General features: G+C 69.3%; 16 protein-coding genes and 1 pseudogene. 11 read left to right on the top strand and 6 right to left on the bottom strand.

The genetic code is table 11. The annotated features are described in order from the left end of the window. The first annotated feature begins 21 nt into the window (after positions 1 to 21). From ABS361_18170 to pheT, 8 genes are all read left to right on the top strand, one after another. Positions 22 to 357, top strand: a complete 336-nt coding sequence (locus ABS361_18170) for an AraC family ligand binding domain-containing protein (GenBank protein ID XBY43964.1) — start codon at positions 22 to 24, stop codon at positions 355 to 357. Continuing rightward, entirely contained in the window at positions 354 to 830 is a 477-nt protein-coding gene (locus ABS361_18165) for an AraC family transcriptional regulator (GenBank protein XBY43963.1), read from the top strand. The genes ABS361_18170 and ABS361_18165 overlap by 4 nt, the downstream gene beginning before the upstream one ends. Positions 831 to 943: 113 nt before the next feature. Beyond that, positions 944 to 1,582, top strand: coding sequence for a LysE family translocator (locus ABS361_18160; protein ID XBY43962.1), 639 nt, complete (start codon positions 944 to 946; stop codon positions 1,580 to 1,582). A 219-nt stretch (positions 1,583 to 1,801) separates the two neighbouring features. Further along, positions 1,802 to 2,002 carry a 50S ribosomal protein L35 gene (gene rpmI, locus ABS361_18155; GenBank protein XBY43961.1) on the top strand — a complete coding sequence of 67 codons (201 nt, stop codon included), beginning with the start codon at positions 1,802 to 1,804 and terminating at the stop codon, positions 2,000 to 2,002. An 86-nt stretch (positions 2,003 to 2,088) separates the two neighbouring features. Further along, positions 2,089 to 2,454, top strand: a complete 366-nt coding sequence (gene rplT, locus ABS361_18150) for a 50S ribosomal protein L20 (protein XBY43960.1) — start codon at positions 2,089 to 2,091, stop codon at positions 2,452 to 2,454. 218 nt (positions 2,455 to 2,672) lie between these two features. Beyond that, positions 2,673 to 3,758 carry a phenylalanine--tRNA ligase subunit alpha gene (gene pheS, locus ABS361_18145; protein XBY43959.1) on the top strand — a complete coding sequence of 362 codons (1,086 nt, stop codon included), beginning with the start codon at positions 2,673 to 2,675 and terminating at the stop codon, positions 3,756 to 3,758. Between the two features lie 50 nt (positions 3,759 to 3,808). Beyond that, positions 3,809 to 4,432 (top strand): DNA polymerase III subunit epsilon, encoded by a 624-nt coding sequence (locus ABS361_18140; protein XBY43958.1) that lies wholly within the window; start codon positions 3,809 to 3,811, stop codon positions 4,430 to 4,432. Then, complete coding sequence (gene pheT, locus ABS361_18135; GenBank protein XBY43957.1) at positions 4,429 to 6,849, top strand: phenylalanine--tRNA ligase subunit beta; 2,421 nt, start codon at positions 4,429 to 4,431, stop codon at positions 6,847 to 6,849. Before ABS361_18140 ends, pheT begins: the two co-directional genes overlap by 4 nt. 23 nt (positions 6,850 to 6,872) lie before the next feature. Here the strand turns inward: pheT and ABS361_18130 are convergent, their stop codons facing one another. Continuing rightward, positions 6,873 to 8,099 carry a CaiB/BaiF CoA-transferase family protein gene (locus tag ABS361_18130; protein ID XBY43956.1) on the bottom strand — a complete coding sequence of 409 codons (1,227 nt, stop codon included), beginning with the start codon at positions 8,097 to 8,099 and terminating at the stop codon, positions 6,873 to 6,875. Between the two features lie 164 nt (positions 8,100 to 8,263). Then, a pseudogene (locus ABS361_18125) lies at positions 8,264 to 9,807 on the bottom strand (aldehyde dehydrogenase family protein). Positions 9,808 to 10,177: 370 nt separating this feature from the next. On the opposite strand from ABS361_18125, the gene polA reads away from it, so the two are divergent. Continuing rightward, positions 10,178 to 13,162: a DNA polymerase I gene (polA, locus tag ABS361_18120; GenBank protein ID XBY46936.1), complete on the top strand. Its 2,985-nt coding sequence runs from the start codon at positions 10,178 to 10,180 to the stop codon at positions 13,160 to 13,162. Positions 13,163 to 13,172: 10 nt separating this feature from the next. Here the strand turns inward: polA and ABS361_18115 are convergent, their stop codons facing one another. After that, positions 13,173 to 14,111: an NAD(P)H-binding protein gene (locus ABS361_18115; GenBank protein ID XBY43955.1), complete on the bottom strand. Its 939-nt coding sequence runs from the start codon at positions 14,109 to 14,111 to the stop codon at positions 13,173 to 13,175. Positions 14,112 to 14,426: 315 nt separating this feature from the next. Between ABS361_18115 and ABS361_18110 the strand changes: the two genes are divergently transcribed. Continuing rightward, positions 14,427 to 14,960: a mannan-binding protein gene (locus ABS361_18110; protein ID XBY43954.1), complete on the top strand. Its 534-nt coding sequence runs from the start codon at positions 14,427 to 14,429 to the stop codon at positions 14,958 to 14,960. Between the two features lie 66 nt (positions 14,961 to 15,026). Here ABS361_18110 and ABS361_18105 read toward each other — a convergent pair whose 3' ends face one another. Beyond that, a complete protein-coding gene (locus ABS361_18105) occupies positions 15,027 to 15,932 on the bottom strand; it encodes a VOC family protein (protein ID XBY43953.1) in 906 nt (301 codons plus the stop codon). A gap of 206 nt (positions 15,933 to 16,138) precedes the next feature. Between ABS361_18105 and ABS361_18100 the strand changes: the two genes are divergently transcribed. Then, positions 16,139 to 16,621, top strand: a complete 483-nt coding sequence (locus tag ABS361_18100) for a YbaK/EbsC family protein (GenBank protein XBY43952.1) — start codon at positions 16,139 to 16,141, stop codon at positions 16,619 to 16,621. A gap of 7 nt (positions 16,622 to 16,628) precedes the next feature. On the opposite strand, the gene ABS361_18095 is transcribed toward ABS361_18100, so the two are convergent. Next, positions 16,629 to 16,967, bottom strand: a complete 339-nt coding sequence (locus ABS361_18095) for a type II toxin-antitoxin system PemK/MazF family toxin (protein ID XBY43951.1) — start codon at positions 16,965 to 16,967, stop codon at positions 16,629 to 16,631. Then, positions 16,954 to 17,169, bottom strand: a complete 216-nt coding sequence (locus tag ABS361_18090; GenBank protein ID XBY43950.1) for a type II toxin-antitoxin system PrlF family antitoxin — start codon at positions 17,167 to 17,169, stop codon at positions 16,954 to 16,956. Before ABS361_18090 ends, ABS361_18095 begins: the two co-directional genes overlap by 14 nt. Between the last annotated feature and the right edge of the window lie 80 nt (positions 17,170 to 17,249).

Raw genomic sequence — 17,249 nt, 5'->3', positions numbered from 1 at the left:
CGCCCGGGTGGAGATCCACGGATGGCCATGCGCCGCATTCACGAGGCCGAAGTGCGTCCGACCCCGCTCGCCGGCGTGGTCGTGTCGCGCCTGATCTCCGACGACGGCTTTCCGCGCCATTCCCACGACGAGTTCGGCATTGGCCGCATCGATACCGGCGGACATCGCTCGTGGAGCGACGCCGGGCTGGTCGATGCGACCGCCGGCGACCTGATCACCGTCAATCCGGGCGAGATGCACGACGGCCGCCCGATCGGCGCCGCGCCTCGCCGCTGGCGCATGCTTCACGTCGTCCCTGAACGCCTCGCCGCGCTCGCCGGTGAGGGGCGGCCGAGCTTCGGATCACCCGGCCGGTGATCGGCGATGCGGCGCTTGCCGCCCGGTTCGATCGCGCCCATGCGCTCGGGCAGGACCGCGACGCCGATCCGATGGCATTGGAGGAGGCGCTGATCGCCGTCCTCTCGCTGGTCGGCCGTCGTCATATGAGCCGCGACCCCTTCGAGCGCGGCGGCGCCACCCCTTGGATCGTGCGCGCCCGCCACCGCATCGACGCGGCCCCCGCCGAGCCGGTCACGCTGGCCGATCTCGCGGCGGAGGCGGGCGTCAGCCGCTTCCAGCTGCTGCGCGGCTTTGCCCGCGAAGTCGGTGCCACGCCGCACGCCTATCTGCTGCAGCGCCGCGTCGCGCTCGCCCGTCGGCTGGTGACCCTCGGCCGGCCGCTCGCCGACATCGCCTACGAGGCCGGCTTCGCCGATCAGGCGCATCTGACACGCGCATTTCGTCGGCAATACGGGCTGACGCCGGGCCGGTTCCGCGCCGCGCTCGGCTGATCGTCCGATCGTGAGGCCTGGACGCCCCACCGCGCCGGCTGCAATCGCCTTCAAGACCGTGAGGGCCGACAATGGGAGACCGGAGGGGCTTTTCGCCTGTCGGAGCCTGCCCCATGCCGCTGCCCCTGTCGTCCTTCGCCCTCTCGCCGGATTTCCTGATCACCGCCCTGATCGTCGTCGCCTCGCCCGGCACCGGCGTGCTCTACACGCTCGCCGCCGGGCTCTCGCGCGGACCGCGCGCGAGCATCATCGCCGCCTTCGGCTGCACGCTCGGCATCGTGCCGCATCTCGTTGCCGCGTTGACCGGCGCCGCGGCGCTGCTGCACGCGAGCGCCGTCGCCTTCGAGGTGCTGAAGATCGCCGGCGTCGGCTACCTCCTGTTCATGGCCTGGGCGACCTTGCGCGCGGGCGGCACCTTGACGATCGAGCGCGATCCGGCGCCCCGGCCCGCGCGGGCCGTGATCGTCTCGGGCATCCTGCTCAATCTCCTGAACCCGAAACTGTCGATCTTCTTCCTCGCCTTCCTGCCGCAGTTCGTCGACGCCGCCGAGCCCGCGCCGCTCGCGCGCATGACCGCGCTCGGGCTCGTGTTCATGGCGCTGACCTTCGCGGTCTTCGTGGTCTATGGCGTCTTCGCCGGCGCGGTCCGGCATCTCCTCGTCGAACGGCCGCCGGTTCTGAAGGCGATGCGGATCGGCTTTGCCGCGGCCTTCGTCGCCCTCGGCGCGAAGCTGGCGCTGGCGGAGCGTTGAGCGGTCCCGTCCTCCCATTGCATTTTGATGACTTCTCGGCTATGACCCCGCGGTCTCGAACGGACCGGCTCTACTTCAGGGCATGCCGTGGCCGTTCATGAACGCTCGAACCCACTGAATTCGAGGACGACGGGGGTTCACGCGAGCGCCGAGAGGTGCCCGCGGCAGGTGGAGGCTTCGCTTCCCCATTACCGTCGCCCGCAAACGAGAGTGAGCAAAATGCCCAAGCTGAAGACGAAGAGCGGCGCCAAGAAGCGCTTCAAGGTCACGGCCAACGGCCACGTGAAGGTCGCGCAGGCCGGCAAGCGACACGGGATGATCAAGCGGACGGCCAAGTTCGTCCGCAACGCGCGCGGCACCACCGTGCTCGCGACGCCCGATGAGAAGATCATCCTGAAGAACTTCCTGCCCTACGCGTGAGTGGAGCGAAGCCGCGATCGCGTCGCCCGAGAGAGGCGGCATGATCCGGTTCTCGTCCTCCGACGACTTTTACGAGGAGAATTCCCATGGCTCGTGTCAAGCGCGGCGTCACCGCCCACGCCAAGCACAAGAAGGTTCTGAAGGCCGCCAAGGGCTACTATGGCCGCCGCAAGAACACCATCCGTACCGCCAAGGCGGCCGTCGAGAAGGGCATGCAGTATGCCTATCGCGACCGCAAGAACAAGAAGCGCAACTTCCGCGCTCTCTGGATCCAGCGCATCAACGCGGCCGTCCGCGCGATCGACTGGAACCTGAACTATTCGCGATTTATCGACGGCCTGAACAAGGCCGGCATCGAGGTCGACCGCAAGGTCCTCTCGGATCTCGCGATCCATGAGCCGGAAGCGTTCAAGGCCATCGTCACCAAGGCCCAGGCGGCGCTCGCGGCGTGATCTGAACGTCCGCTCGCGGTCTGGTCGGGCGGCTGCCGGATCGATCCGCGTTTTCGATCGAGAAAAGGCCTCGCCCGTCCGGGCGGGGCCTTTTCGCGTTGGAGCTACCGCTTGACGCTTTCCCCGCCGATCAATTGCGCCTAAATGGGCGCGACTTCGACTTGCCCCTTCCGGCCGCCCGGCCGGATTTCACGACAAGAGCCATACGGATCTCGGACATGACGGATCTCGACGCCCTCGAACAGTCCCTCCTCGCGGAGATCGCGGGGGCCGCGGACGAAGCCGCGCTGGAGGCGATCCGCGTCGCCGCGCTCGGCAAGAAGGGCTCCATCTCCGAACGCCTGAAGACGCTCGGCACCATGAGCCCGGACGAGCGCAAGGCCGCCGGCGCCGCCATCAACGCAGTCAAGGACCGCGTCAGCGACGCGCTCGGCGCCCGCAAGCAGGTCTTGAAGGATGCCGCCCTCGTCGAGCGCCTGAAGCGCGAGACGGTCGACGTCACGCTGCCGGTGCGCCCCGGCCCGGCCGCGGAAGGCCGCATCCACCCGATTACCCAGGTGGTCGACGAACTGACGGCGATCTTCGCCGACATGGGCTTCTCGGTCGCCGAGGGTCCGGACATCGAGACCGACTACTACAACTTCACGGCGCTGAACTTCCCCGTCGGCCATCCGGCGCGCGAGATGCACGACACGTTCTTCTTCAATCCGAAGGAGGACGGCGAGCGCATGCTGCTCAGGACGCACACGTCGCCGGTGCAGATCCGCACCATGGAGACGGTGAAGCCGCCGATCCGCGTCATCATCCCCGGCCGCACCTATCGCTGCGACAGCGACCAGACGCACACGCCGATGTTCCACCAGGTCGAAGGTCTCGTCATCGACAAGACTTCGAACATCGGCACGCTCAAATGGATCATCGAGGAATTCTGCAAGGCGTTCTTCGAGGTGCCGAACGTCGAGATGCGGTTCCGGCCGTCGTTCTTCCCGTTCACGGAGCCGTCGATGGAAGTCGACATCCGCTGCGATCGCTCGGGCGGCGACATCAAGTTCGGCGAGGGCAACGACTGGCTCGAGATCCTCGGCTGCGGCATGGTGCATCCGAACGTGATGCGCTTCGCCGGCCTCGATCCCGACGAGTACCAGGGCTTCGCCTGGGGCATGGGCATCGACCGCATCGCCATGCTGAAGTACGGCATGAACGACCTGCGCGCCTTCTTCGATGCCGACGCCCGCTGGCTGAAGCACTACGGCTTCCGGCCGCTCGACATGCCGACCCTGTTCGGCGGCCTGTCGAACGGCTGATCGGCCGGCCCTATCGGTCTTCCAATCGGCTCGTCCAACCGAGGCGTCGCATGACCCCCGTGATCGACCGGACCACCTATTTCGTGACCGACATCGAATCCGACGGACCCGATCCGGCGCGGAACTCGATGCTCGCGTTCGCGACCGTGGCGGTGCGGCTCGAGGACGGGATCGTCGACAGCTTCGAAGCGGTGCTGAGCCCGCGGCCCGACCGCGAGCAGGATCCACGCACGATGACCTGGTGGGCGACCGAGCCGGAGGCCCATGCGCTGGCGACACGTGATCCGCGCGATCCGGCCACGGTGACGGCCGACTTCGTCGCCTGGGTCGAGCGCTTCCCCCGCCCGCGTGCCTTCGCGGCGCGGCCGCTCTTCTTCGACGGGCGCTGGATCGACGAATACCTGCGGGCCTACGCGGGCGTGCCCCTCGTGGCGCCGCCCTGGGAGAAGGCGCCGCTGTTCAGCGGCGCCGGCATCGATATCGCGAGCGTGATGACCGGCGTGCTCGGTCGCCCCTGGCGTGAGCCCCTGCCGGCCGACTGGCTCGGCGACGTGCCCCACAGCCATGCGGCGATCGACGACGCACTCGGCTACGCGCATCTCTTGTTGAAATTCCTGAAGCTCGGCGACGCGAATGCGCCCGTGCTCGCCGACCTTGCGGAGCAGCGATCATGAAATTCACCCTGTCCTGGCTCAAGGACCATCTCGACACCAACGCGACCGTCGACCAGATCGCCGACAAGCTGAACGCGATCGGCCTCGAGGTCGAAGGCGTCGAGGACAAGGCCAAGGCGCTGGCGCCCTACAAGATCGCCCATGTCGTCTCGGCCGTGCAGCACCCGAATGCCGACCGGCTCCGGGTCTGCATGGTCGACACCGGCGAAGGCGAACAGGTGCAGGTCGTCTGCGGCGCGCCCAATGCGCGCGCGGGTCTGAAGACCGTGTTCGCGCCGCCGGGCACCTATGTGCCGGGCAAGAACATCACGCTCGGCATCGGCACCATCCGCGGCGTCGAGAGCCGCGGCATGCTCTGCTCGGCCGCCGAGCTGGAGCTCTCCGAGAACCACGACGGCATCATCGAGCTGGCCGAGGACGCGCCGGTCGGCATGGCCTACGCGGCCTATGCCGGCCTCGCCGACCCGGTCGTCGACGTCGCGATCACGCCGAACCGCGCCGACTGCACGGCCGTGCGCGGCATCGCGCGCGACCTCGCCGCGGCCGAACTCGGCGATCTGAAGCCCGAGACGATCGCGACCATCGCGGGCCGCTACGCCTCGCCGATCGGCGTCCGTCTCGACTTCGCCGATGGCGAGCCGAAGGCCTGCCCGGCCTTCTACGGCCGCTATGTGCGCGGCGTGAAGAACGGTCCGTCGCCGGAGTGGCTGCAGCAGCGGCTGCGCGCGGTCGGCCTGCGCCCGATCAACGCGCTGGTCGATATCACCAATTTCATGTCGCTCGACCGCGCCCGGCCGCTGCACGTCTTCGACGCCGACAAGCTCACCGGCGGCATCCATGCCCGCATGGGCCGGGCCGGCGAGAGCTTCGTCGCGCTCGACGGCAAGACCTATGCGGTCGACGAGCGCATGTGCGTGATCGCCGATGACGCCGGCGTGCTCGGCCTCGGCGGCATCATGGGCGGCGAGGCCTCGGGTTGCTCGGAGGAGACAACCAACGTCTTCATTGAATGCGCCTGGTTCGAGCCCTTGAAGATCGCCGAGACCGGTCGCCGCCTCGGCATCGTCTCGGACGCACGCTATCGCTTCGAGCGCGGCGTCGATCCGGCCTTCCTCGGCCCGGGCATGGAACTCGCGACCCAGATGGTGCTCGACCTCTGCGGCGGCGAGCCGTCCGAGGTCGTGATCGCCGGCGAAGCGCCGCAGACCGATCGCGTCATCGCGTTCCCGGTCTCGGAAGTGAAGCGCCTGACCGGTCTCGACGTGCATTGGATCGAGATGAAGCACATCCTCGACCGCCTCGGCTTCTCGGTCGTGGCGCGCGAGGACGTGTTCCGTGTCGCGCCGCCGTCCTGGCGCGCGGACGTGCACGGCAAGGCCGACATCGTCGAGGAGATCACCCGCATCTGGGGTCTCGACAAGGTCGTCAACACGCCGATCGCTCCGCTCGGTACGGTCAACGCCAAGGTGCTGACCACGGCGCAGATCCGTCGCTCGCGTGCCAAGCGCATGCTCGCGGTCCGCGGCATGCTCGAGGCGGTGACCTGGTCCTTCGTCTCGAAGGAGTTCGCCACCCTGTTCGGCGGTGGCGCCCCGGCGCTCGCGCTCGCCAACCCGATCGCCTCCGACCTCTCCGACATGCGGCCGAGCGTGCTGCCGGGCCTGATCACGGCGGCGCAGCGCAATGCCGATCGTGGCAATGGCGACGTCGCGCTGTTCGAGGTCGGCCAGGTGTTCCTCGGCGACCGTCCGCGCGACCAACGCCAGGTCGCCGGCGGCGTGCGGCGCGGCACGGCCGTGATGACCGGCGCCGGCCGGCACTGGTCAGGCGCGGCTCCCGCCGTGTCCTGGGCCGATGCCAAGGCCGATGCGGTCGCGGTGCTGGAGGCGCTCGGCGCGCCGGTCGACAAGCTGCAAATCGCCCGCAACGCGCCGGCCTGGTTCCATCCGGGCCGTTCGGGCGTGTTCCAGCTCGGACCGCAGAACGTGCTGGCCGCCTTCGGTGAGCTGCACCCGGCGATCATGGAGGCGCTTGACGTCTCCGGGCCGATGGTCGCCTTCGAGATCAATCTCGATGCGGTCCCCGAGCCGAAAGCGCGGCCGACGCGCACCAAGGGTAAGCTCGCGATCTCCGAGCTGATGCCGCTGGCGCGCGACTTCGCCTTCGTCGTCGAAGAGGCCGTCGAGGTCGAGAAGATCCTCAAGGCCGCGCGCGGCGCCGACAAGGCGCTGGTCGACAATGTCTCGGTGTTCGACATCTATCGCGGCACCGGCGTCGCCGAGGGCAAGAAGTCGGTCGCGCTGGAGGTTACGCTGCAGCCGGTCGAGAAGACGCTGACCGACGAGGAGATCGAGGCGGTCGGCGCCAAGATCGTCGCGGCCGTCACCAAGGCGACCGGCGCGACTCTGCGCGGCTGAAGACCAGCGGGTTCGGCGGCGCCTCAGCCGCCGAGCCCGATCACACCCTTCGCGGCCAGATCCGCGATGGCCGCCTCCGCATAGCCGAGCTCGCCTAGCACCGCGCGTGTATGCGCGCCATGGCCCGGCGACGCCGCGCCGTAAGTGAGCGGCGTCTCCGACAACAGGATCGGCGTCCGGACCGCGGGGATCGTGCCGCCGGCCGCGTCCGGAGCGGCAAGGTCGAGCCGCAAGCCGCGCGCCACGACCTGCGGATCGGCGAACACCTCATCGACCGAATTGATCGGCCCGGCCGGCACCTGCGCGGCTTCCAGCGCCGCCAGCAGTTCCGCGCGCGAGAACTGGCGCGTCTCCGCTTCGATCAGCGGGATCAGCTCTGCGCGGTTCCGGACGCGGTCGCCGTTGGTGACGAAGCGCGGATCGCCGGCGAGCGGCGCGAGCCCGAGGATACGCGCGAGTTCCGCCCATTGCCGATCGTTGCCGGCCGCGATGATGACGAAGCCGTCGGCGGTCGGAAACACCTGATAGGGCACGATGTTCGGATGCCCGTTCCCGAGCCGCTTTGGCGGCCGGCCGGAGACGAGGTAGTTCATCGCCTGATTGGCGAGCAGCCCGACCATCGTGTCCATCAGGCTGAGATCGACCATCTGGCCGCGGCCGGTCTTCTCGCGCGCGGCGAGCGCGGCCTGGATGCCGATCACCGCGTAGAGCCCGGTGCCGAGATCGGCGACCGCGGCGCCGACCTTGGTCGGCTCGCCATCGGGTTGACCGGTCAGGTCCATGAACCCGCCCATGCCCTGGATCAGGAAATCGTAGCCGGCGCGATGGGCATAAGGCCCGGTCTGGCCGAACCCGGTGATCGAGGCATAGACGAGCCGCGGATTGAGCGCGGCGAGACTGTCGTAGTCGAGCCCGAATTTCCTCAGGCCGCCCTGCTTGAAGTTCTCGATCACGACGTCGGCTTCCGTCGCGAGCCGGCGCACGATCGTGCGGCCGTCCTCGGTCTCGAAATCGATCGCGATCGAACGCTTGCCGCGATTGGCGGCATGATAATAGGCGGCGCCGAGCGAGCCGCCGTCGGCGCTCATCACGAAGGGCGGTCCCCAGCTCCGGGTGTCGTCGCCCTGGCCCGGCCGCTCGACCTTGATCACGTCGGCGCCGAGATCGGCGAGGATCTGCCCGGCCCAGGGGCCGGCGAGAATGCGCGCCAGTTCGAGCACGCGGAGGCCGGAGAGCGGCGGAGGTGTCATGGCGGGCGGGCTGGTCCGAGGGTGGGAATACCCGTGAGACCCGCGCCATCACGCATCCGTTACACCGCCAGGACGAAAAAAGCCGGAGCTGCGATCGGTTCGGGTAACCCCCCGAACCGCCGCGCTCCGGCTCTTCATGTGTTCACCGTCTCAGCGACCGCCGATCACTCGACGTCGAAGACGACGCCCTGGGCGAGCGGCAGCGTGCGGCCGTAGTTGATCGTGTTGGTGGTGCGGCGCATGTAGGCCTTCCAGGCGTCCGAACCGGCCTCGCGGCCGCCGCCGGTCTCCTTCTCGCCGCCGAACGCGCCGCCGATTTCGGCGCCCGACGGGCCGATGTTGACATTGGCGATGCCGCAATCCGAGCCGGCCGCCGAGACGAACAGTTCGGCCTCGCGCAGGTCGTTGGTGAAGATCGACGACGACAGGCCCTGCGGCACGCCGTTCTGCAACGCGATCGCCTGCTCGATGGTCTGATAGCGCATCACATAGAGGATCGGCGCGAAGGTCTCCTCGACCACCGGGCCGCACTGCGACGGCATTTCCACCAGCGCCGGCGCGGCGTAGTAGCCGCCCTCGGCGCCCGCGACCGTCACGCGGTCGCCGCCGGTGACGGTGCCGCCCTCGGCCTTGGCGGCGGCGAGCGCCTTTGCATGCGCTCGAACGAGGCCGCGTCGATCAGCGGACCGACCAGCGTGCCGGCCTCGAGCGGGTTGCCGACCTTGACCGAGCCGTAGGCCTTGCGGAGCCGCGGCACGAGCGCGTCATAGACGCTGTCGTGCACGAACAGCCGGCGCAGCGTCGTGCAGCGCTGACCGGCGGTGCCCATGGCGGCGAAGGCGACCGCGCGCAGCGTCAGGTCGAGATCGGCGCTCGGCGCGACGATGCCGGCGTTGTTGCCGCCGAGCTCGAGGATCGCGCGGGCGAAGCGCTTGGCGAGCCGCGGGCCGACTGCGCGGCCCATGGCGGTCGAGCCGGTGGCCGAGACGACCGGCACGCGGGTGTCGTCGACCAGCGCCTCGCCGACGTCGCGACCGCCGATCAGCACGATCGACAGATCGTCCGGCGCCTCGCCGCCGCCGGCGCGGAACGCCGCGACGGCGCGCTCGAACAGGGCCTGAGTGGCGAGCGCGGTCAGCGGCGTCTTCTCCGACGGCTTCCAGACCACCGGATTGCCGCAGACCAGCGCCAGCGCGGCGTTCCACGACCACACCGCGACGGGGAAGTTGAAGGCCGAGATCACGCCGGTGACCCCGAGCGGATGCCAGGTCTCCATCATGCGATGGCTCGGCCGCTCGGTCGCGATCGTGAGGCCGTAGAGCATGCGTGACAGGCCGACGGCATAGTCGCAGATGTCGATCATCTCCTGGACCTCGCCGAGGCCTTCGGAGGTGATCTTGCCGACCTCGATCGAGACCAGACGGCCGAGCGCGGTCTTGTGCGCGCGCAGCTCCTCGCCCAGCAGGCGCACGAGCTCGCCGCGCTTCGGCGCCGGGACGAGGCGCCAGGCCTTGAAGGCGGTCTCGGCGCGGCCGATCGCGGCGCCGACACCGGCGACGTCGATCTCCGGCAGCGCGCCGATCTCCTCGCCGGTCACCGGCGAGCGGACCTTCAGCGAGCCGCCGGTGTAGGCCGCGGGCGCGACGCCGACGGAGCGCAGAAGCGCATCGGCTTCCTTTGCGAGCGAGAGGCTGGACTGAATGGTCATCGGTGTCGTCCCGGTTGGCGGCGGCCGAGGCTCGGCCGGTCGCATGGTGCGTTCTCGCCCCTCCTATGCCGCCGGCTGGACGCGCGTTCAAGAGCGCCCTGCGCAGCCCGCCCCGGCGACCGGCGCGGAGCGTGCGTCGCACCGGATGCGACCGCGGATCGGATTCTACGGGAGAGCGTCGCTTGCACGCTTCCCTTCCCGGTCTCGGACCTTAATATCCGCCCCCATGACCGCGACATCGCCCGAGACCCCGCCCGACACGACCAACACGACCGCGCCGGCCGGCGGCACGTCCGCCGGCCTCGACCACACGCCCGACACGGCCACGCTCGACAACGACATGCTCGAGAATGGCGCGGTGCGCCGGCCGGTGAAGCCGGGCGACCACGTGTTCCTGGTCGACGGCTCGTCCTACATCTTCCGCGCCTATCACGCGCTGCCGCCGCTGACCCGCAAGTCCGACGGCCTGCCGATCGGTGCGGTGTCCGGCTTCTGCAACATGCTCTACCGGCTGCTGCGCGAGACCGAGAAGACCGAGATCGGCGTCAAGCCGACCCATATCGCGGTGGTGTTCGACGCCTCGGCGATCACCTTCCGCAACAAGCTCTACGACCAGTACAAGGCGCATCGCCCCGAGCCGCCGGAGGATCTGCGCCCGCAGTTCGGCCTGATCCGCCAGGCCGTGAAGGCCTTCAATGTCGCGAGCGTCGAGCAGCTCGGCTACGAGGCCGACGACATCATTGCGACCTACGCGAGCCAGGCGCGCGCCGCCGGCGCCGACGTCACCATCGTCTCGTCCGACAAGGACCTGATGCAGCTCGTCGGGCCCGGGGTCGTCATGTACGACACGATGAAGGAGAAGCGGATCGGCGAGCCGGAGGTATTCGAGAAGTTCGGCGTCACGCCCGACAAGGTCGCCGACGTACAGGCGCTCGCCGGCGACTCGGTCGACAACGTGCCGGGTGTGCCGGGTATCGGCGTGAAGACCGCCGCCGGCCTGATCACCGAATATGGCGACCTCGAAACGCTGCTCGCCCGCGCCGGCGAGATCAAGCAGCCGAAGCGGCGCGAGAGCCTGATCGAGCACGCCGAGATGGCGCGGATCTCCAAGACGCTCGTCAAGCTCGACTGCGCCGTGCCGCTCGAATGCCCGATCGACGCTCTCGCGGTCGCGAGCCTCGACGGCGTCCGGCTGGTCGGCTTCCTGAAGACGATGGAATTCACCACGCTGACCAACCGCGTCGCCGCCGCGACCGAGACAGTCGCGGCCGAGGTGAAGCCGGTCCCCGTCACGATCAAGTTCTGGCCCCCCGGCGCCGACGGCACCGGCGCGGTGTTCGCGCCGGCCGAGGATGCGACTGGTGCCGCGACGCCCATGTCCGGCTCTTCCGAGGCCGAGGCGGCGCCGCGCAGAGTGACGCCGTCGAAGACGGTGTCCGTGGCGCCCGGCGATTTCACGCCGGCGCAGCTGGTCGAGTCCCGGCTCGCCGCGGCCAAGGAACAGCCGGTCGACAACACGGCTTATGAGACCGTGATGAGCCTCGAACGGCTCGACGAGTGGATCGCGGTCGCCCGCGAGGCCGGTCATGTCGCCTTCGACACCGAGACGACCTCACTCGACAGCATGATGGCCGAGATGGTCGGCTTCTCGCTCGCGATCGAGTGCGGCCGCGCCTGCTACGTGCCGCTCGCCCACCGCGCCGGCGGCACCGGCCTGTTCGACGACGGCCCGATCATCGGCCAGATCCCGTTCCCGGAAGCGCTCGAACGGCTGAAGAGCCTGATGGAGGACGAGAGCGTCCTCAAGATCGGCCAGAACGTCAAATATGACGCCGCGATCATGGCGCGCTACGGCATTGCCGTCCGCCCGATCGACGACACGATGCTGATCTCCTATGTGCTCGACGCCGGCAAGGGCGGCCATGGCATGGACGAGCTCTCGGAGCGCTGGCTCGGCCATAAGCCGATCGCCTACAAGGAGGTCACCGGCTCCGGCAAGGCGCAGATCGGCTTCGACCGCGTGCCGCTCGACCGCGCCACGGCCTACGCCGCCGAGGATGCCGACGTCACGCTCAGGCTCTGGCGTGTGCTGAAGCCGCGCCTCGTCGCCTCCGGCCTGACGACGACTTACGAGACGCTGGAACGGCCGCTCGTGCCGGTGCTGATGCACATGGAGCGGCGCGGCATCGCGATCGATCGCCAGATCCTGAGCCGGCTTTCCGGCGATTTCGCGCAGGGCATGGCCCGGCTCGAGGCCGAGATCCACGAGAAGGCCGGCGAGCCGGTCAACATCGGCTCGCCGAAGCAGCTCGGTGACCTGCTGTTCGGCAAGCTCGGCCTGCCCGGTGCCAAGAAGACCGCGACCGGCGCCTGGGCGACCGGCGCCGACGTGCTGCAGGACTTGGCCGACCAGGGTCATGAGCTGCCGCGCCTGATCCTCGACTGGCGCCAGCTCTCCAAGTTGAAATCAACCTACACCGACGCGTTGCCGGGCTACGTGCATCCAGAGACCCAGCGCGTCCACACATCGTTCGCGCTCGCCGCGACCACGACCGGCCGGTTGTCATCTTCAGAGCCGAACCTGCAGAACATTCCGGTCCGCACCGAGGAGGGCCGCAAGATCCGCTCGGCCTTCGTCGCGACGCCCGGCCACAAGCTGGTCTCGGCCGACTACAGCCAGATCGAGCTGCGCGTGCTCGCCCACATGGCCGAGATCCCGCAGCTCCGGCAGGCCTTCGCCGACGGCATCGACATCCACGCGATGACCGCGTCGGAAATGTTCGGTGTGCCGGTCGCCGGCATGGACCCGATGGTCCGCCGCCGGGCCAAGGCGATCAACTTCGGCATCATCTACGGCATCTCGGCCTTCGGCCTGGCGGTGCAGCTCGGTATCGGCCGCGAGGAGGCCGGCGCCTATATCAAGAAGTACTTCGAGCGTTTTCCGGGCATCCGCGACTACATGGAGGCGACCAAGGCCGCCTGCCGCCGCGACGGCTATGTCACGACCGTCTTCGGCCGCCGCGCGCATTATCCCGAGATCGCGGCCAAGAACCCGTCCTTACGCGCCTTCAACGAACGCGCCGCGATCAACGCCCCGATCCAGGGCTCGGCCGCCGATGTCATCCGCCGCGCCATGATCCGCATGGAGCCGGCGCTGGCGGCGGCGAAGCTCTCGGCGCGCATGCTGCTACAGGTGCACGACGAACTGATCTTCGAAGTACCCGACGCCGAGATCGAGGCGACCTTGCCTGTTGTGCGAGAGGTGATGGAGACGGCGGCCGAGCCCGCGGTGACGCTGCGCGTGCCGCTGAAGGTCGATGCCCGCGCGGCGCACAATTGGGACGAGGCGCATTGAGAGCGGGGGGCTACCCCCCCGTCGCCCCGCGGCGGAACCGCGGGCTCGCCTCTTCCTTGTCCTCCGGGCCGCCGGCCCAGGTGCCGCTCGTCCAGAGCCCGGCGAGCCCTTCCCGATAGCTCGGATAGGCGAGCGTCACGCCGAGCTCCTGCCGCAGTCTCGTGTTGCGGACGCGGCGGTTCTCGGCCCAGAAACTCCGCGCCATCGGGCTGAACTCGGCCTCTTCGAACGGCACGGCCGGCGGCGGTTCGATGCCCATCAGCCCGGCCGCGAAGGTGATCGGGTCCTGCGGCGGCGCCGGCTCGTCGTCGACGACGCTGATCGGCCCGGCGGCGCGCGCCCGCAGCGCGGCGGCGGTGACGAGGCCGATGTCCTCGACATGGATGCGGTTGAATATCTGCCCCGGACGGATCACGCGCTTGGCGGTTCCGGCCGCCAGATTGACGAAGGCGTTGCGACCCGGCCCGTAGATGCCGCCGAGCCGGAGAGCCGCGACCGGCACGCCGCCGGCGGCACCCGCCGCCGTCCAGGCGTCCTCGGCCGCGACGCGCCAGCGCGTGCGCTCCGACATCGGGTTCGCGGGATCGCGATCGTCGATCCAGGCCCCGCCGGTGTCGCCGAACACGCCGATGGTCGAATAGTAGCCGATCCAGGCGAGCCCGCCGGCCGCGGCAGCTTGGACGACGTCGGCTGCGTGGTGGCGCAGGAACGGATCCCCGGCCGCGTCCGGCCCGGCCGAGACCAGGATGTGAGTCGCGTCCGCAATGGCCGCGGCGACGGCCAGCGACGGCGCGGCCCCGTCATAGGCGACCGCCGCGATGCCGCGCGCGGCGAGCCGCGCCGCCTTGTCGGCCGAGCGTGTGGTCGCCGCGACCGAACTCGCATCCGCCGCGAGGGCGGCGACCGCATGGCGCGCCGAATAGCCGTGTCCGAGAACCAGTAGACGCATGGATGTCGATCTCGCCCGCCGCGCATGGGCCGCGCGACCGCGCTGCCATGGTGCATGGGATTAGAGCAAGGCCGGACCGGAGTGAACCCACCCGATCGAAGATGGCTTGCGTCACAAGCAAGCACCGGGGGCCAAGGTCCTTCGTCGAGCCCGCACGGATACCCGATCTGCGACCCCGGTCCAGCGCTGCGAAAAGTAAAGTGGCCCTTGCGGAAGGTGACGCCGCCGTCATAGTGCGAAAGCCTCGGCCGCATACATCGCGCGGCCGGCGCGTCCGTCTCCGACTGCCGCATTTCCGGCCAAGAGGTTTCATCGATGATTGCAAAGACGATCGCCCGCGCGGGGCTGTTCGCGCTCGCCATTCTCACTGAGGCGCCGATCGCGCAGGCCTTCAATGTCGAGGCCGGCCCGATCTGGAGCAACGAAGATGCCCAGCGCAAGTGCCCGGCCGTCTGCGGCCGCACCGGCTGGGACGGCAATTGGACGACCACGGTCCCCGGCCGCATGTCGGTCTGCAACTGCGGCGCGCCGGGCGGCGCCCGCGGCCTGCCGCGCGGCCCGGGATTCGGTTCGCAGGGCTTCAATCGGCCGCAGCCGACGATTCAGGTTCGCCGCGCCATCTATGGCCGCCAGTGCCCGCAGTCCGGTTCGGAGATCAGTGACATCCGCGCTGCCTGCAACGGCCGGCCGGTCTGCACCTACCGGGTCGACGTCAACCGGATCAGCGATCCCTGCTACGGCACGCGCAAGGACTATTTCGTCGAATGGTCCTGCGGCGCGGCCGGCAGCCGTACCGCGTCGCTGCCGCCCGAGGCGAACGGCAGGACGGTCACCCTGTCCTGCCGGTGAGCCTCGATCGCGGACCCCGGCCGGCGGGCCATCCGCCTGCCCATAGCTCTTCGGCCCTGCCGGCCTTCAGCCGGCCAGCGCCTCGGCCGCGGCGACGCCGGCGATCAGGCGCAGCTTGAGACCGGCCGGATCGGTCGCGATCGCGTCGGCGCCACTGGCCACGACCTCGAAGCCGGCATTCGATAGCCGCCCGGCGGCGGTATCGATGCCGGTGCCGCCGGGCAGCACCAGCGTCGTTTCGATGAGCCCGGTCTCGGTGCCGGCGACGCGCGGCCGGCCGCGGCTCTGCCAGACGTTGAGGCCGAGGTGGTGATGGTAGCCGCCGGCGGCCACGAACAGCGCGCCCGGATAGGTCGCCATCAGGTCGAAGCCGAGCGCGTCGATGTAGAACGCCTTGGTCGCGGCGAGATCGGCGACCTTGAGATGGACATGCCCGACGGTCGTGCCCGCCGGCGCGGTGTCGAACCGGTCCTCGAGCCGCGTGCCGAGCGTCAGCAGGCCCTGGATGTCGGCCGGCAGCGTGTCCATCGCCACCCCCTCGCCGTCGCGGCGCCACTCGGCGCGCGGCCGGTCGCGGTACACCTCGATGCCGTTGCCCTCCGGGTCGTGCAGATAGAACGCCTCGCTGACGAGATGATCGGAGGCGCCGTCGATCGGGATCTGCTTGGCCGCCAGATGCGCGACCCAGCGCGCCAGATCCTCGCGGCTCGGCATCAGATAGGCGACGTGGAACAGGCCGGCCGTGCGCGGGTCATGCCCGCGCGCGGAACCCGCGTCCTGCAGGATCACCAGCGGCGCCCCGCCCGGCGCCCCGAGTACGCTGCGCGTCGGCCCGTTCGCCTGCTCGACGAAGCCGAGCACGGTCCGATACCACGGCAGCAGCGTCGCGCGATCGCGCACGAGCAGGGTCACGGGGCCGTCGTGCAGGGCTTCAGGCAGCTTCTTCGCGGATACGATGGTTTCGATCGACACGGCGGACCTCCGGGAAACCCGTTAACGGCGGAATTCTTCGCCTTATCAGATCGCGTGTCTCGTCCGCGAAGACAATCCCGCGGCCAGACGACGGATCGTTCAAGAAGGCGAGACGGTAGCTCTGACGGCTGCGCTCTCGTCATCCGCGGACCGGCGCGCTATCAACGCGCTTCCGATCGACTCGCGAAAACCTCCGAGAGCCCGCCATGACCGACGAAACCCTGCTCCCCGATGCCTGCCGCCGCGTGCTCGACGGCGCCCGCGCCATCGGCCTCGATGTCGTGATCGAGGTGCTGACCGAGAGCACGCGCACGGCCGACGAGGCAGCGAGCGCGGTCGGTTGCGACGTCGCGCAGATCGTGAAGTCGCTGGTGTTCACGGGCCGCGACACCGGTGCGCCCTACCTGCTGCTGGTCTCCGGCGCCAACCGCGTCGACCAGGACCGCGCCGCGCACACGATCGGCGAAGCGCTCGATCGTCCCTCGGGTTCCAAGGTGCGCGAGATCACCGGCTTCGCCATCGGCGGCATCCCGCCCTTCGGCCATGCAACGCCGCTGAAGACGTTCGTCGACCAGAAACTGCTCGAATTCTCGAGCGTTTGGGCGGCGGCCGGGACGCCGCAGAGCCTGTTTTCGGTCGATCCGCGGGCGCTGACCGAGAAGACGGGGGCGGTCGCGTTCGAGCCTTGAGGCTCGATCACAGGGCCATGGTGGTGCGGATCGTCGCCAGAACCGCATCGAGCGATGTGGCGTCGATCTGTCCGATCGGATCGGCATCCTGAACTTCGATCGTCGCGATCTTTGTCGGTCGGACGATCGAGGGGGCCGGCAGGCCCGCAGCGGCGGAACGTTCGCCGAGCGCCACGTCGCCCGGCCACGGGCGATTTTCGGCGCTCGTGATCATCACCACCCAGAGCAGATGTCCATCGCCAACCGGACCGTCGGAGACGACGAGCGCCGGTCGGCGCCGGCGTGTCACCCGATCGGTATAGGGGAAGGGCACACGGACGACCGTCCCGCGCTCAAAGGTCGGCATAGGCCTTGGCGTCCGCGTCCGAGTGCCACTCCGAGAAGGTCCGGAACGGATCTTCCCGCTCGGCCGGATTGGCCTTCGACAGGATCACGCGATCGCCGTCGATCTCGTAGGCGAGGACGTCCCCTTCGCGCAGCTTGAGGGCGTTGCGGACCGGCTGGGGCACCGTCGTCTGCGCCTTGGACGTGAGGCGGCTCGTGATCATCGCAGTCTCTCCACAGTAAGGATATTCCTTACCTCAATCGATCGCGGAATGCGACTCCCAAACGAAAACGGCGCCCTTTC

This window comes from Ancalomicrobiaceae bacterium S20 (assembly GCA_040269895.1).
Classification (GTDB): Bacteria; Pseudomonadota; Alphaproteobacteria; order Rhizobiales; family Ancalomicrobiaceae; genus Methyloraptor; species Methyloraptor flagellatus.
The sequence above is the reverse complement of the archived record's forward strand: the minus strand, read 5'-3'. Positions and strand labels throughout refer to the sequence as shown.

Bases quoted from the DNA above. Each gene is read 5' to 3' on its own strand.
- ABS361_18170 (XBY43964.1), top strand. From the start codon at position 22: ATGGCCATGCGCCGCATTCACGAGGCCGAAGTGCGTCCGACCCCGCTC.
- ABS361_18160 (XBY43962.1), top strand. From the start codon at position 944: ATGCCGCTGCCCCTGTCGTCCTTCGCCCTCTCGCCGGATTTCCTGATC.
- rpmI (XBY43961.1), top strand. From the start codon at position 1,802: ATGCCCAAGCTGAAGACGAAGAGCGGCGCCAAGAAGCGCTTCAAGGTC.
- rplT (XBY43960.1), top strand. From the start codon at position 2,089: ATGGCTCGTGTCAAGCGCGGCGTCACCGCCCACGCCAAGCACAAGAAG.
- pheS (XBY43959.1), top strand. From the start codon at position 2,673: ATGACGGATCTCGACGCCCTCGAACAGTCCCTCCTCGCGGAGATCGCG.
- ABS361_18140 (XBY43958.1), top strand. From the start codon at position 3,809: ATGACCCCCGTGATCGACCGGACCACCTATTTCGTGACCGACATCGAA.
- pheT (XBY43957.1), top strand. From the start codon at position 4,429: ATGAAATTCACCCTGTCCTGGCTCAAGGACCATCTCGACACCAACGCG.
- ABS361_18130 (XBY43956.1), bottom strand. From the start codon at position 8,099: ATGACACCTCCGCCGCTCTCCGGCCTCCGCGTGCTCGAACTGGCGCGC.
- ABS361_18115 (XBY43955.1), bottom strand. From the start codon at position 14,111: ATGCGTCTACTGGTTCTCGGACACGGCTATTCGGCGCGCCATGCGGTC.
- ABS361_18110 (XBY43954.1), top strand. From the start codon at position 14,427: ATGATTGCAAAGACGATCGCCCGCGCGGGGCTGTTCGCGCTCGCCATT.
- ABS361_18100 (XBY43952.1), top strand. From the start codon at position 16,139: ATGACCGACGAAACCCTGCTCCCCGATGCCTGCCGCCGCGTGCTCGAC.
- ABS361_18095 (XBY43951.1), bottom strand. From the start codon at position 16,967: ATGCCGACCTTTGAGCGCGGGACGGTCGTCCGTGTGCCCTTCCCCTAT.
- ABS361_18090 (XBY43950.1), bottom strand. From the start codon at position 17,169: ATGATCACGAGCCGCCTCACGTCCAAGGCGCAGACGACGGTGCCCCAG.